Raw genomic sequence first — 14,287 nt, 5'->3', positions numbered from 1 at the left:
GCTCTTCCTCTAATATCGCGACTTTGTGAGCAGTTTGGACAACTGGGTCCGCATTTCCATTGGCGTCACATAGACGGTAGGACACCGGACCGTGCAGTTAATATAGGCCGCCTTGGGCTTGGAGCTGGCGGCATTTCCTCTCGGGCGAGCGTTGATCGAAGCCGCTTTGCCTTATGAAGTTCTGGGCGCGGATCAGCGCATCCAGATTGTCCGTATTGACCCGGATTGCCTCAAGTTTTTCCGGCGCATGATAGTCATAGCGAGTCGGATCAGCCGACAGGGTAATTGGATGGGAGACCAAGAGGCCGAGCCGCTTTGACGTAAAGCGGGCCATTGGCCCTTGTGCCTTCAACCAGAATGAGCGCTTTTCTTGCCATTGGCGTTGACCTCTGTTGCGTGCTGTGCGGCGATCTGAGCGTAACCAGGGTTCGGTGCCTATTTATGCCTGACCTCGAACATTGCGGTGAAGGTACCATTGTCGGCGATCTGCACTCGCAAAGACTTTGTAATTTTGTTTGAAGGATCTGTTGCCTCGGGATCGTGTCCCGCCATGTAGATGCTACAGGGCGCGCGGCGACGATGTGGCACCCTTCGGCACTGTTGGATCCACCATCAGAAGGAGGCACCCGATGTCCCAGTCTTTTGACGCGAGCCGGTCCCCTTACCCGCTCTTAAACAGGATAACACGGTCATCGCCGTAAATGAGCAAGCGAAATGGCTGATTGCCGCGCTTGTACCTGGCCTCGAGCGTCAGCCCCTCAAGAAGATCGATGCCGACGCACCACTGTTGAAGCTGCTGCAGCGCCGGCGCGACGAAGCCGGCCAGGCCGGGCATAATACGATCAAGCGGATCGCCGTCGCATATGAGGCGGCCGGCGACGGCTTTTGGCTGGCACGTTGGCTGGGCGCGCGACATCGAGGCCTATGCCGCATTGCGGTGTCGCGTGAGCACCGGCGCGCCAAGACGGATCGCCTCGACACCGAGCTTTTGATGCGCGCCTTTCTGGGCTCGCTGCGCGACGAGAAGCGCCATTGCAGGATGGCGGCAATCCCGCGCTCGAAGAGGAGGACGCGGCGGCCAGGCGCATGCCCTGCGACGGAGCATTCCCATTAGAACGTCGCCGGATTGGGGCGATCCAGCGCCAGGCTTCGTTGAGACGGACCTCGTGGTGCCCATAGCGGCCCTTCGGCTCGCGGCAGCTTCATCCAAACCCTCGTACTCACCGACATCGCGACTGGCTGGACGGAATGTGCGCCGCTGCTGGTGCGAGAACAGACGCTGGTGAGCACGGTGCTCACAGAATTGCGCAGGCAACTGCCCTTCGCGCTTCTCGGCCTAGATGCGGACTACGGACAACGACAAAGTTTTGATGAACGAGACGCTGAAGGCCTATTGCGACGCCGCCAACATCGTCTTCACGCGCTGCCGCCCCTACCGCAAGAATGCCAGGCCATTGCGAGCAGAAGAATGGCGCGGTGGTGCGTTGGATGGTCGGATATCGTCGGTTCGAGGAACTTGAGGCCGCCACGCTGCTGGCGAAGCTTTGCCGGTCAGCGCGGCTGTTCGTGAACTTCTTTCAGCCATCGTTCAAGTTGATCGCGAAGCAGCGCGACGGCGCGCGTCTGCGTAAGACGTATAGGCCCCGCGGCATAAGCGGTGGTCAGTGCAGTGCGCGCCTTCAACGATGGCACCCTTCCGCGCATAGACGATGCGCTCCGGGATCTCCGCCCGGTCCAGCGTCACGCCGTAGAAGAAACGCAACGCACAGACCGTCCGGTTCAGCGCCGGCCAGGAGATGCCCTGCGACACCAGATAAACCTGGAACGCACACGTCCTCCAGCACCAGCCGATCCGGCGACAGGCCGAAATAACGGCTGAACTTCGCCACCGCATGCAGATCGGATCGTTGCCTCGCGGGCGACAGGTTGCGCAGGATCGTGTCGCCGATCATGCGAAGCGGCTTTACCGCTTCCGTGGCGATCGAGCAGGTTCTGCACGCGGCCTGTCGCGCCGCGGCCAAGCGGCGGGTTTGGTCAAGCGGGTGAGTGAGCGTGCATACGCTGCGCCACCGTCTTGCGATTCACCTGCTTGAAAGCCGGATTATCCAAGTGCTGCTCGAAACAACGACAAACTGCCCGCCAACAGCTGGAAGAAGGGCAGATTTACTTTCTTCGCAGCCTTACGGCTCCCATGCCTACACACCGGCGTGGATGACGCATCCGGCGCCGAGTCCATGGGCTTTTAGAATTTCTCCAGTCCGACTCAACGATGGAGAAAGATACGGCGATGCACTTCAAGTTGTCGGCTGAGCCGCGATTTCTCTCGGAGTTTTTGCAATCTCTGCGTGCCAACTATGTGAATTTCCGGCGCGGGCAAGACTGGCTCGAACTTGTTCCACGTCAATTCTCCTCAGGTTGCAAAGAACGGCTCGGGCGCATTTCGAGGCTGGGCAGCCCGACGTCCGAAGGCTGCACGGGTGATCTGGGCCGCGCTAACGAAAATGAGGATTACCGAGGTCCGGCACAGGCTATGACGGCGTGATCGACATGCCGCAGAACCTGCCTCACGTGGGGTAAGGGGGGGTGAGGAGGCGATGACCGAATGGGCAATGATCGAATAGATCTGGATGAGCAAAATGTTGAGAACGTGAGCAATGAAGCTCGAGAGTCTGATTTGGACCTAATCCGCAGATCACTACCGGCCAGCGGCTTCTGAAAATGCCACGTTTTAAAGCCCCTACAGAAGACCGCACTTGATCAGCCGCACACGTAGTCGGAAACCTCCTGCATCAGGGGCGGCACCACAGAAGTTTCTCAATTCGCCCGACACGACGGATTCAACCATCTAACTTCTAGATGGCTGGAATATTGATAATATTCTTGCCAACTCTTGGCCAACGGGGCATACGCTCTACCGAGTTTGGCCTGCCACATCGCTTCTGCTGCAGGCGTGGCGGAGTAGGGCCGGTCGTCGTCGTGCTTTACCCTGGGTCCATCGTGGGATCGGATCCGAAGATGCGCGTAACACGCAGGAACTCGCCACACCCAGGAAGGTCAGGATGGTCCAAAACACACCTTCACGATACCGGCGCCGTCAGAGCTTAACGGCGACCGTTGCGGCTCCGGCCACATCCGCAGGTGCGGTCTTAGCCACCCCTACGGTCCGGCGTCGAAGTGTCGCCCATTCGCCAACGACCTGCAGCGAGCCACGATAGCAGTGTTGCCTGATGCGTAGGGCTCTCCATGATCCATGCGTCGCATTTTATGCTAATTGAAAACATCTGCTGCGAACTCCGCCGCGACAAGGACAGCTCCTGATCAGGGAGTGCGCCCGTGCCAGCGAAGGAAAAAGCAACGAAAGACAGGGGAATATTTATGAACAGAATTATGGCGACGGTTGCAGCCGCGGCATCGCTTTCGGTCGGGATCGCGGCTACGACGAGCGCAGCTCATGCCGGGAGCGTGCTCGACAAGGTGCTGGAATCAAAGACGCTAACGGTGGCAGTCGGCACGGACTGGGGGAAAATGTCGTTCCTGAATGACAATCACCAGCTCGACGGCTACGACATCGACGTTGCGAGGGGTGTCGCCGAACACCTGGGCGTGGAGGCCAAATTCTTGACACCAGGCTGGGACATCATCACTTCCGGCAATTGGCAGGGCCGTTGGGATATGGCCATGGGTCAGATGACGCCAACCGCGGCTCGAGCCGAGAAACTCGACTTCTCTGCAATTTACTTCTACCAGTTGGCGGTCGCTGTTGTGCACAAGGACAGCAAAGCGACCAAGCTTGCCGATCTGGATGGCAAGACGATAGGTGTTACCGCAGGCTCCGCAGCAGAATCGTATGCAAACCAAGCCTTCACCCCGGACTGGGTAGGCGCTCGGCCGATACAATATCAATTCAAACCGGGTGCAGTGAAGACCTACGAGACAACCAATGTAGCGTTCGATGACCTCCGGCTCGGTGATGGGGTTCGGCTTGATGCTGTCATTACTAACCAAACCTATGCGGAAGACGCGATCAGCGCTGGCTATCCACTAAAGCTCCTTGGCAACCCGCTATACTCCGCGCCGGGAGTCATCCCAGTGCTTCATGGGGACAAAGAATTCAGCGACAGGATTGCCGCTGCAATCCAGAAGATGAAAGATGACGGCACGCTCTCGAAACTGTCAACGAAGTGGTACGGGGTGGACTACACCACTGAAAAATAGAGATCCTGAGGCTCTAGCGGCCGTGGCATTCTCGGTCGCTTCTTTCACTAAGAAGGCTGCATTCGTTCTCGGTCAGCTCGATCCAACGGCAGTGTCATGGATGGTGTGGAACAGTAAACGCCGCGGCAGCTCCCAAACCACGCATAGACCAAAGGTGGATCGGGAACATCCGCCAGCCGCAACCCAAACGGACCAGCTAGGCTCAGGACCTATTAAGTTCGTTTGAGATGTGATTCACGGTCTCCATTGAAGGAGGCCGTTATGGGTGATTTGTTTCTGCTGAGCGAGCGCCAGATGGCGCGGATTTCCCTGCATTTTCCGCTGTCGCACGGTGCCGAGGGTGGACGCGCTCTTCAAATGGCCGCTCTACCAGGCCTCCACCGTTCTCGAGCAGCGTCAGCGCCAGCGCGGTCGCAAAATCTACAGCCTGCATGCGCACGAGGTGGAATGCATCGGTAAGGGCAAGGCGCATGCGCCCTACGAGTTCGGGGTGAAGGTGTCGGTGGCCACCACGCTGAAGCGCTCAAAGGGTGGCCAGTTCGCCCTGCATGCAAAAGCGCTGCCCGGCAATCCCTATGACGGCCACACGCTCGCAGCGATCATCCCTGACATGGAAAAGACCATCGGCAACGAGCTCAGCCGCGTTCTCGCCGACGCCGGCTATCGCGGCCACAACGCGCCGCAAAGCCATAAGTTCAGGGTCTTCACCGCTGGTCAGAAGCGCCGCGTGACACCGGCCATCAAGCGCCAGGCGGCGATCGGCCGTCGAGCCGGTGATCGGCCACATCAAGAACGAACACAGAATGGGCCGCAATTACCTCGCTCAGGCGATGCGATCAACGCCATCCTGGCCGCAGCCGGCTATAACTTCTCCCTCCTGCTCAGGTGGCTGAAGCAATTTTTGTGGCTCTTGATCGCCGCGTTCCTGAACCGGCCGAAGCAGCTTGCCGCTTAGCGGTCAAGATTGTTCACAGTCGACGCGTTATCTGTCCAGCTGTGTGGATGAGCTTCGGCCAACAACTCTCCAAGCGGTAGCATAGCCCAAGGTTCAGTGGTTCACCATAATGTCCCGCGGAAGACTGCTCAAAGAAATCGCACCCTGGTTTGTAACGCGCACACTTTCACTGAAAATGTACCCGTCGGTCTTTTCGAATATCCCAATCAAAAGGTGAAACGTCATGTTTTCTTCAAGTGTCGTGTCATCCCCGGCCTGAAAACTTGGCCCGCCGTCGACCCAATCTATACCTATCGAATATCCAATTCTCGATTCCTTCCGAACGCCGTACGGCTCGAATGCGCGTCTGAACGCTCTTTCGACGTCATTGCTTGTCGTTCCTGCTCGTATGGCTTCGAAAGCTGCGGCAAAACCGTCGAGACACGCCCGGTGAACGTGCAGCGACCTTTCAGACGGATCACCTAGAAAGACGGTGCGGGAGACGGCGCAAGCGTATCGATGGCGAAACGCGCCAACCTCGAAGTTGGTCTGACAGCCCGTCTTATAGCGCTCATCCGTCCATTTGATATGGGGAGCGTTAGAGGGCGATCCAACCGGCATAGAGGAAGGCACTCGAGATGCCCCTCCTCCAAACTCAGGAGTACCCGCACAGAGTGCATGCGAAACCGCAGCGGCCACATCACACCCGCGGACACCTTCCGTGATCGCCAGCCTGCCTGCTAGAAGAGCCCCGTCGGCGATCTTTCCCGCCTGTTCAATATACGCCAGTTCGGCAGGAGACTTAACAGCTTTGAGTTTGTTAACTAGACCGTCCCCATCAATAAATGACGTCACTCCAAAGCCCTCCAGCAATGCTTTGTAAGACTTCATGTGTAGTGATTTGGCCGATAGTTCCACGCCAATGCGGTTCGACTTGACGCGAGAGTGAACATGATCAGCAATCGGCTGCCACGGTGAGAGGTCTTTCGATCCAACAAATTTTTCTGGATAACTCAGCACCCGAGACTCGGGAAGATAACAGCTTGCAGCTGCGCAATGAGTATCCAGCTCGCGGAAAATAACACACGGGTCTTCGTCTTCCAGCGTGACTAACGCCAGCTGCGGCACATAGTCAGAGAAGCCTTCGTAGCCAGTTAGGTAGTTCATGTTTGACTCGTTCAACACGAGCAATGCATCCATGCCCCTTTTTGACATTTCCTCTCGCAGCTTCGCAGTTCGACCGCGATATTCAGATTTTTCGAAGGCGGGCACGTCGCTTCTCCTATTTGTAACAGACCGATGACGATGTGTATTCATGGACCGGGAAACCAAGACCGGTACCGCAACAGAGGCACAGCCATTTCGCGCGTCGTGATGAGACCGAAGCAGCCGCCACAAACTATGAATCGGTTCCACATGTGTCCAATATAGAAACTAGTCTCCTTGCATCTTAGTCTCATATGGATGCATCTGGCGCCTTCCCGGGACGTCCACGAGGACACGACTTGAGGCTGCCGGTCAGGCGCAAAGATCGCGCCAATCGCACAGCCGTAGCCGGCTGATGCCGAACTCCCTTGCCAGGTCACTGACATTCTCGCCCGTCGTCGAGGACTACGAACGACGCGCAGCTGAAGACGCCGCTACCTCGACGGCGAAACGCAGCAACGCATCCGGGCACTGGCCGATGAGTTCCCGCGGGTCTGGAACGATCCCCGAGTCGACATGCGCGAGCGCAAGCGCATCTTCCGTCTGCTGGTCGCCGATGTCACGTTGGTCAAGGCCGAGACGATTGCCGTCAACGTGCGGCTCTCTGGCGGAGCGACGCGCACCTTGACGGTGGAGCGGCCTCTGCCGATCGCCCAGATCCGCAAGTTCAAGTCCGACCTGGTCGCTGAGGTCGACTGCTTGCTCAACCGACATTGCGATCGCGAGATCGCCGATATCCTCAATGAACGCGGCCTGCGGAGCTGGGAAGGCAAGCCGTTCAATCTCAAGAAGATCGCCTTCATTCGGGCAGCCTACAACCTGCTCAGTCGGCGCCAGCGACTGCGCGATCGTGGCCTGCTCACCACGCAGGAAGTGGCCGAACACTTCGCTATCGCCGAGACCACCGTGCATCAATGGGGGCGCCAGGGCCTCATCACCACAGTCTACAGCGATAATCTCAACCGTGGCCTGTGGGACGTTCCTCATGACCACGAGATCATCAAAGGCCGACCGGGCCGAAACGCCGTTCCCGCCCGCCGTGCCTCAATTACCGTGCCATCAACACTGGTAGCGTGCCGGCGTCAGTCCCAGATGCACCCCCACGGCCTGCAACGAGCCGAACCGCTCAGGCCGGTCGATCGTGGCGCGGTAGGCGAGCGCGGTGATCGGCCCGACGTCCGGCGCGCTCTTCAGCGCGCCGGCAGACTCCTTCATTGCGGACGATATCGAGAACCTGCTTCGTCAGGCGGGCGGACTCTCTCAACATGACACTGACGATTGCAAGCAGCGGCTCGACCATCGCCATCACCTCGGCGTCAGCGCCCGTGAACTCACGCACGCGGCCGGCAAACGCGCTGCGCGACGGCAGGCCCAGCTTGACGCCGGCCTCGCGCAGGATCGCCCGCACTACGTTCTCGATCGAACGCATGTCGTTCAGCACCGTGCGGCGGGCAACCAGCAGCGAACGCCACAGCCACTTGGCGCGCGCTAGCTTGATCAGCCAACGCTACGGGCGATCGCGGCTTCCACCGCATCGCCCAGACGCTCCACAATCGTGTCAATCTGGCCGGCGCTGACGATGAACGGAGGCGCGAGCAGGATGTGATCGCCTCGCACACCATCAATCGTTCCACCCGCCGGGTACACCATCAGCCCACGCGCCATAGCTTCTCGCTTTACGGCAGAGTGCATTTTCCGCGCGGGGTCAAACGGCGATTTATCAGAGAGCTCGGCCACGAGTTCTATCGCACGAAAGAGACCGCGCCCGCGGATTTCGCCGACATGATTATGCTTTTGGAAGCGCTCTCGAAGCCGACGGTTGAGCAGCTCCCCCATCTGGACGACGTTCTCGAGAAGTCCCTGCTCCCGGATGACGTCCTGCACTGCGAGGGCAGCCGCCGAAGCCATCGGGTGCCCCATATAGGTATGGCCATGCAAAAAGAAGCGCGACCCTGTAGCGAAGGCGTCGTAGATATGGCGACCCAATAGTACTGCACCGATCGGCTGATAGCCGCCGCCCAACCCTTTCGCGATCGCGATGAGGTCAGGCACTATGCCTTCCTTTTCGTATGCGTGCAGCGTTCCGGTGCGCCCCATGCCGCACATCACCTCGTCAAGAATCAAGAGAACGCCGTAGCGGTCGCAGATCTCGCGGATCTTCTTGAAATAGCCGTCTACCGCTGGCACCGCGCCCGCCGCGGCTCCAACGACCGTTTCCGCAACGAATGCGATCACTTCATCTGGTCCGAGCTCGAGGATTTTCGTCTCCAGCTCGTTAGCGACGCGTTCCCCGTACTGATGCTCGCTCTCGCCAGCCAAGCGACCGCGATATGCATAGCATGGCGCTATGTGGTGAGTTTCGATAAGCAGGGGCCTGAACTGGGCCCGGCGCCATTCATTGCCGCCGGCGGCCAGCGCTCCCAGCGTATTGCCATGGTAGCTTTGACGGCGTGCGATAATGTGCCTGCGTTGACTCTCTCCTTTCTCAACAAAGTACTGGCGCGCCATTTTCAGCGCTGCCTCAATCGCTTCCGAGCCCCCGCTGACCAGATAGACGTAGTCGATACCATCCGGCGAATCCGCAATGAGGCGATCCGCCAGCCGCTCGGCGATTTCCGAGGTAAAGAAATCCGTATGGGCATAAGCGAGCTTGTCGAGTTGCGCGTGCAATGCCGCGAGCACGTCCGGATAGCCATGACCCAGGCACGACACGGCGGCGCCACCCGACGCGTCGATATAAGTCTTGCCATCGGCATCGACCAACTCGATCCCACGACCGCCAACAGCCACTGGCAGGTCGGCGTGGATCGACCGATGCAAAATGTTGCTCATGAAAGTCTCCTGCTTGCGCTCATTGTTTGACGGGCTTACCCAACTGCAAGATCAGTCGGAAACAATCTGAATCATGACCTTTGAGGCTGAGGCGCAATTCGGCAATGCAGGATGACGGCTAGGTGTCATTCACACATGCGCCGCAGTAACACTGGAGAGCCCAAAATGAATCCGATCTGATCGCCCGTCGCAGACGCGCTGGCGCCAGGGGCTCGGTGAGAAGCAGATCGCACCCGGTCCAAGAGAGCGTGTCGGTCGTACACAAGACCGGTACGATTGAGACCAGGGACCTGAAGCGGGTGGCCGTCGGCACCAGGGTGCAGACTAAGGTGATCACCCATCCAACCCTGCCGACGCGCGCCTGCATGCCGCAAGTCAGAAATGACGCGGCCCAATCAGAGAGGTCTCTTACTTGACCCCGTCTGGGCTGGTTCGGGGAGGTGAGGTGCGACAGATTGTTCGTGTTCGGCAAGAGCTGGAAAGGGTGTGATCGACCAACCGATTAAGTCGACGGCACGCTGCAGTATCGCCTCAGTTTGAGAAAGGCTGGGTGAAGCGGCGATGACATATCCCATAGTATCTCGGAAATCGCCTTTCATGACGATCTGCGTCTTGGGTTCAACATAAAATTTGACCTCGACGACACCAGCTATGGCAGCCGCCTGACTGTCGCCATCGATCCAGTCGAGGACGCCATCGCGATCTGGGACGAGGAACCGCGCGGCCGCAGTCTGCGATTGCCTTCTGCGTAAATCCCATTCCTCGCCGATGACGAGCTTGATGTGCTCGGTGATGAGATCGATCCCGTAAGCCAGCTGAACCACTCGGGGACCGGTCCCACCCCCAAGACGCGGATTGACTTCAATGACGACTGGACCGCACTTCGTCCACCGGAATTCAATGGCCGTTGGCCCCCAGCCAAGGCCGAGAGCGCGCAAACAACTCAGTGAAACATCAGCGATGCGTTTATGCTCGTAATCGGTCAGCGGGGCCGGAAAGGTCATTTCACGAAAGACGAAATGCGGTGGGGGGCCTGAGTCAGCAGTGGCAATCCCAATGACCTCATTTCCCATTAGGTCGGCGTAATAATAGGGCCCCTGTGCGAATTCTTCGACAAGGATCCTCGGCGAAGTCCCCCGTATCGGCTCCCGAGCCAGCAGATAGGCCGTGTGTTTGGCCAACTCGTCGACATTGCGGCACAATCGCACACCGCAGCTGCCGCTACCGACGGCTGGCTTGGCAATCACCGGTAGGCCGATCTCCATTGCAGAGCTTTCCACTTCCGTCGCATCCATTGCCAAGCGATAAGCAGGCATCGGAATGCCGGCCTCCGCGAGGAGTTGACGTTGAGTGTATTTATCGCAGCATCGTTCAATGGATGCCGGGTCCGGTCCGGGCAGACCGAAATACCGGCAGAGCTTGCCAACTGTCGCATAGATCGACTCGTCTAGCCCCGAAAAGCCTGTAATGCCAGCAATGTCATAGGTTGCACGTAGCCGGGAACATTCGCCGGTCAGTGCATCGAAATCGTCTGTATCGACACGGATGGCCTCAAGACTTTCCGCCGCAAGATAGTCGTACTGAGCTGGATCAGCCGACAGGGTAATTGGATGCAGGCCAAGACGCTGGGCCGCATTCACGTATCGGAGACCAATACTCCTGTGGCCTTCAACCAGGATGAGCGCTCTTCTTGCCATTGGGGTCGACCTCCGTAGGGTGCTGTGCGGCGGCCCGAGCATAGACACGCGTCGGCTTTTATTCGTGCCTGACCTTAGACCTTGCGGTGAAGGTACCATTGTCAGCGATCTGCGCTTGCAAAGGTTCTGTGAATTTGTTTGAAGGATCTGTTGCCAACTGTAGGTTTGCTTGTGGTGTCGCGCGGAGCGTCTAGCAGGCTTCTCTGATTGGGGTCGGTGAGGTCAAGCTTTTCCTGTCTTTTCCGGACGATGTCGCCCCATGGGTCACTCGCTTCTCTTCGGTCGGCGACCGGCCTCGTCGATAAACACCAGCCGATGTGGCTCGAGCCGCATCCGCGGCTGGCGTTTCACCGACGGTGCCGACCTTGAGCCCAAAGTTGCGCAACAAACCGCGGATGTCGTTCTCGAAGACGACTGCCTTCTCCTCAGTAACTTACGGGCGCTCAAAAGGACACGGCGTTTCTGGCTCGTCAGCGTCTTGACGTGCACCGGCCGGAACAGATTGACCCGCATCATCTGTGCAATGCCGCGGGCATCATTGCGATGGGACTGTCAGGAATTCTGTGCGCGAGGCCGGTTTCGTCATTGGCTGACGAACCTCTCGCCGAAGACGACGGCGAACTGGGTCTTGGCCTCGAACCACTCGCGCGGCGGTCGTTTCCATTCCTCGGCCGCGTGGTTCAGCACCAGATATAGCAGCTTCATGGCCGCATCGTCACTCGGGAAGTGTCCCCGTGTGCGGACGGCGCGGCGCAGCTTGGAGTTCAGCGCCTCTATGGCGTTCGTGGTGTAGATGTCCGACGCACGCTTTCGGGATAGGCGAAGAATGGGACGACGTGCTGCCAGTTGCACCGCCAGCTTTGCGTGATCGCCGGATATCGCTGCCCCCAGTAGCCGGGCTCGAAGTCCTCCAGGACCTTCATGCCGGCGTCGGCGTCCTTGGCCCGGTAGATCGCGCGCAGCGCCGGCAGGACGGGCTGCGGTCCTTTCAGGACACGAACTCCAGGGAATGGCGGATCAGGTGCACGATGCAGGTCTGGACGACGGTTTGGGGAAAGACGGCGTTGATCGCCTCGGGAAAGCCCTTCAGTCCGTCGACGACGGCGATCAGAATGTCGCCGACGCCGCGGCTCTTCAGCTCATTGATGACGCGCAGCCAGAACTTGGCGCCCTCGGTCTGCTCGATCCAGATGCCCAGAATCTCCTTCGTGCCATCGGGCAGGATGCCGAGCGCGATGTATACGGCCTTGTTCCTGACGAAGCCCTCGTCGCGGATCTTGACCCGGATCGCGTCGAAAAAGACCAAGGGAAAGCAGGCATCGAGCGGCCGGTTCTGCCATTCGGCAACCTCCTCCAGGACGGCATCGGTGACAGTCGAGATCAGGTCCGGCGATACGTCGATACCGTAGAGCTCCTCCAGGTGGCCGCGGATCTCACGCACCGTCATGCCGCGCGCATACATGGAGATGATCTTGTCGTCGAAGTCTGGGAAGCGGCGCTGATATTTGGCGATCAGCTTCGGATCGAAGGTTCCGGCACGGTCGCGCGGGATCGTCAGCGTCATCTTCGATGTGCCCGTCAGCACCGACTTCCGCGAATGGCCGTTGCGACGATTGGCGTTCCCCTCGGTGCTCTCGTCCTCGAGGTGCTCGTCGAGCTCGGCGTTCAAAATGCGCTCCGAAAGCGCCTTCTTCAGGTCGTCAAGCAGACCCTCCTTGGCGAAAACCTCGTTCGGATCACGACCGAACTCTCAAACCAGATCCGGGGGCTCATGAAACATTCGGACTGCTTGTTCCCGCCCGCAACGGAAGCACGTTCGAGAAGAATGTCCGCAATCTCCTTGTCGACCAGGACGGGCTCGCTCCTATCGTACTGCCGATGCTGGAAGCCTGGCGTAGCATGCGCGTTCGGGCCGCTGAACTCGGGCGTCAGCTTGTCGCTGGTGGGCGTCAAAGCCGAGCGTGTCAGATTCTCATGTCGATCCCCGGTGTCGGTGCGATCACCGCGACTTCGTTCGTGACCGCCATTGAGGAGCCGGGACAACTTCAAGAAATCCCGCTCCGTCGGCGCCTGGCTTGGCCTGACGACCCGACGATACCAATCGGGAGAGGTCGACTATGATGGCCACATATCCCGACGGGGCGATCGTCATTTGCGAGGGCTTCTCTACAAAGCTGCGACGGTCATCCTGACCCGCAGCTGCACCGACAGCAGCCTGCGGACATGGGCCTGCGACTCCGGGAGAGGATCGGCTTCAAACGAGCCGCCGTTGCCATAGCCCGCAAACTGGCGGTGACAATGCATGCGATGCTCAAGACCGGCGAGTTCTTCGACCGGACCGCCGGAGCGACAGCATGACAGCTTTGAGGATCGCGTTCAGTCTCTGAGCGCGCCGAGACGTCCCTGCCGGGGCGTGGACAGAGCCATTCCGCTAGATGGGGTCGCACCGCTGGCTCAGCTGAGTGCGTCGAATACATTGAAGGCTCCTCCCCGCGAAGCTCCATCATGCGGCAACTGATGTTGACCGCGAAGACAACCCTGCAACCGGCACACGCGTCTTCGAAGTGCAAGATACTTGACGTCACCTTTGCGATTAGACAACCCCATCTACAGTCCCGACTTCAATCCGATTGAGAACGCCTTCGCCAAACTCAAGGCGCTGCTGCGAGCAAAGGCCGAGAGAACCATCAAGGCTCTGTGGGACGCGGTCGGCGCGATCGTCGACCTCTTCACCCCAGCCGAATGTGCCAACTACTTCAAAGCCGCAGGATATAACCGGATTAAACAGGACGTGCTTCTAGCAGGCTTCTCTTCGCGGTCGGCGCCGGGCCGCCGCATGATGGGGTCAGGAGGGGCGAGGCGTCTCAATCTGTTAAGCGACCTTGGGAGAATCTATCCAGGATCTAGCCTGCCAACGAGATCGCCTTGCCCATCGTCCCCACGGGAACGATCCGGATCACCCTCTCGGGTAAATCACTGTGTATGTTCCTCTTCGTTTATCTGTTGTCCTATTTCATGCCGACGCGGGGCCGCCGGCTTCCTTGCCAAAGCGGAACGCGGTTGCATCGCTCCACATGCGATGCAGGATGACGGCGAGCTTGCGGGCAACCGCGACCCGGCTATCGCCATACCGCGCCGTTTGGCGACATTCATGCCCCATGCCCTGAGGCTCGACCATTTGTTGCTGAGCACAAGCAGCGAATGCGCCGCCTCATAGAGGGCCGTGCGGGCGAGTTCGTCGCCGCATCGGCTGACCTTGCCCTGAATGTCCGTTTCACCGGATTGATAACGTGCCGGGGTCAAGCCCAGATGCGCACCCACATCCCTTGACCGGCGAAAGCGGTCCGGCTGATCGCCGGCGTTTGCAGAATGAGGTCGTCTCAACTCCTTCTGAAAGCGATCC

7 protein-coding genes and 11 pseudogenes are annotated in these 14,287 nt (G+C 59.1%); 6 read left to right on the top strand and 12 right to left on the bottom strand.

Annotation, left to right across the window (positions count from 1 at the left end; genetic code table 11):
* Window positions 1-169: 169 nt before the first annotated feature.
* Window positions 170-377 (bottom strand): annotated as a pseudogene (locus NKH04_RS27195) (ATP-grasp domain-containing protein); the annotation flags it as partial.
* A gap of 284 nt (window positions 378-661) precedes the next feature.
* Window positions 662-916 carry a hypothetical protein gene (locus NKH04_RS27190; RefSeq protein WP_353045238.1) on the bottom strand — a complete coding sequence of 85 codons (255 nt, stop codon included), beginning with the start codon at window positions 914-916 and terminating at the stop codon, window positions 662-664.
* 169 nt (window positions 917-1,085) lie between these two features.
* On the opposite strand from NKH04_RS27190, the pseudogene NKH04_RS27185 reads away from it, so the two are divergent.
* A pseudogene (locus NKH04_RS27185) lies at window positions 1,086-1,638 on the top strand (ISNCY family transposase); the annotation flags it as partial.
* Between the two features lie 3 nt (window positions 1,639-1,641).
* On the opposite strand, the pseudogene NKH04_RS27180 reads toward NKH04_RS27185, so the two are convergent.
* Window positions 1,642-1,952, bottom strand: a pseudogene (locus NKH04_RS27180) (phage integrase N-terminal SAM-like domain-containing protein); the annotation flags it as partial.
* Between the two features lie 410 nt (window positions 1,953-2,362).
* On the opposite strand from NKH04_RS27180, the pseudogene NKH04_RS33290 reads away from it, so the two are divergent.
* The 3 genes and pseudogenes from NKH04_RS33290 to NKH04_RS27165 all read left to right on the top strand — a co-directional run.
* Window positions 2,363-2,472, top strand: a pseudogene (locus NKH04_RS33290) (transposase); the annotation flags it as partial.
* Between the two features lie 903 nt (window positions 2,473-3,375).
* Complete coding sequence (locus NKH04_RS27170; protein WP_353045255.1) at window positions 3,376-4,215, top strand: transporter substrate-binding domain-containing protein; 840 nt, start codon at window positions 3,376-3,378, stop codon at window positions 4,213-4,215.
* Between the two features lie 352 nt (window positions 4,216-4,567).
* Window positions 4,568-5,170, top strand: a pseudogene (locus NKH04_RS27165) (transposase); the annotation flags it as partial.
* A gap of 93 nt (window positions 5,171-5,263) precedes the next feature.
* On the opposite strand, the gene NKH04_RS27160 reads toward NKH04_RS27165, so the two are convergent.
* The 8 genes and pseudogenes from NKH04_RS27160 to NKH04_RS27125 all read right to left on the bottom strand — a co-directional run bounded on the left by NKH04_RS27160 (window position 5,264) and on the right by NKH04_RS27125 (window position 12,580).
* Entirely contained in the window at window positions 5,264-6,421 is a 1,158-nt protein-coding gene (locus NKH04_RS27160; protein WP_353045237.1) for a M24 family metallopeptidase, read from the bottom strand.
* Between the two features lie 339 nt (window positions 6,422-6,760).
* Complete coding sequence (locus NKH04_RS27155; RefSeq protein WP_353045259.1) at window positions 6,761-7,270, bottom strand: hypothetical protein; 510 nt, start codon at window positions 7,268-7,270, stop codon at window positions 6,761-6,763.
* 150 nt (window positions 7,271-7,420) lie between these two features.
* A pseudogene (locus NKH04_RS27150) lies at window positions 7,421-7,829 on the bottom strand (transposase); the annotation flags it as partial.
* Between the two features lie 23 nt (window positions 7,830-7,852).
* A complete protein-coding gene (locus NKH04_RS27145; RefSeq protein ID WP_353045236.1) occupies window positions 7,853-9,187 on the bottom strand; it encodes an aspartate aminotransferase family protein in 1,335 nt (444 codons plus the stop codon).
* 395 nt (window positions 9,188-9,582) lie between these two features.
* Window positions 9,583-10,884 (bottom strand): ATP-grasp domain-containing protein, encoded by a 1,302-nt coding sequence (locus tag NKH04_RS27140; RefSeq protein ID WP_353045235.1) that lies wholly within the window; start codon window positions 10,882-10,884, stop codon window positions 9,583-9,585.
* A gap of 349 nt (window positions 10,885-11,233) precedes the next feature.
* Window positions 11,234-11,436, bottom strand: a pseudogene (locus tag NKH04_RS27135) (IS110 family RNA-guided transposase); the annotation flags it as partial.
* 30 nt (window positions 11,437-11,466) lie between these two features.
* Window positions 11,467-11,807, bottom strand: a pseudogene (locus NKH04_RS27130) (transposase).
* A gap of 65 nt (window positions 11,808-11,872) precedes the next feature.
* Window positions 11,873-12,580 (bottom strand): IS256 family transposase, encoded by a 708-nt coding sequence (locus tag NKH04_RS27125; RefSeq protein WP_353045254.1) that lies wholly within the window; start codon window positions 12,578-12,580, stop codon window positions 11,873-11,875.
* A 30-nt stretch (window positions 12,581-12,610) separates the two neighbouring features.
* Between NKH04_RS27125 and NKH04_RS27120 the strand changes: the two are divergent.
* Both NKH04_RS27120 and NKH04_RS27115 read left to right on the top strand, forming a co-directional pair.
* A pseudogene (locus NKH04_RS27120) lies at window positions 12,611-13,242 on the top strand (IS110 family RNA-guided transposase); the annotation flags it as partial.
* Between the two features lie 244 nt (window positions 13,243-13,486).
* Window positions 13,487-13,660 (top strand): annotated as a pseudogene (locus NKH04_RS27115) (IS630 family transposase); the annotation flags it as partial.
* Window positions 13,661-13,897: 237 nt separating this feature from the next.
* Here NKH04_RS27115 and NKH04_RS27110 read toward each other — a convergent pair.
* Window positions 13,898-14,238, bottom strand: a pseudogene (locus NKH04_RS27110) (transposase); the annotation flags it as partial.
* Between the last annotated feature and the right edge of the window lie 49 nt (window positions 14,239-14,287).

Source organism: Mesorhizobium sp. M1365 (assembly GCF_040317865.1).
Lineage (GTDB): Bacteria > Pseudomonadota > Alphaproteobacteria > Rhizobiales > Rhizobiaceae > Mesorhizobium.
Note: the sequence above shows the minus strand (reverse complement) of the source record. Positions and strands in the feature narration are given on the sequence as shown.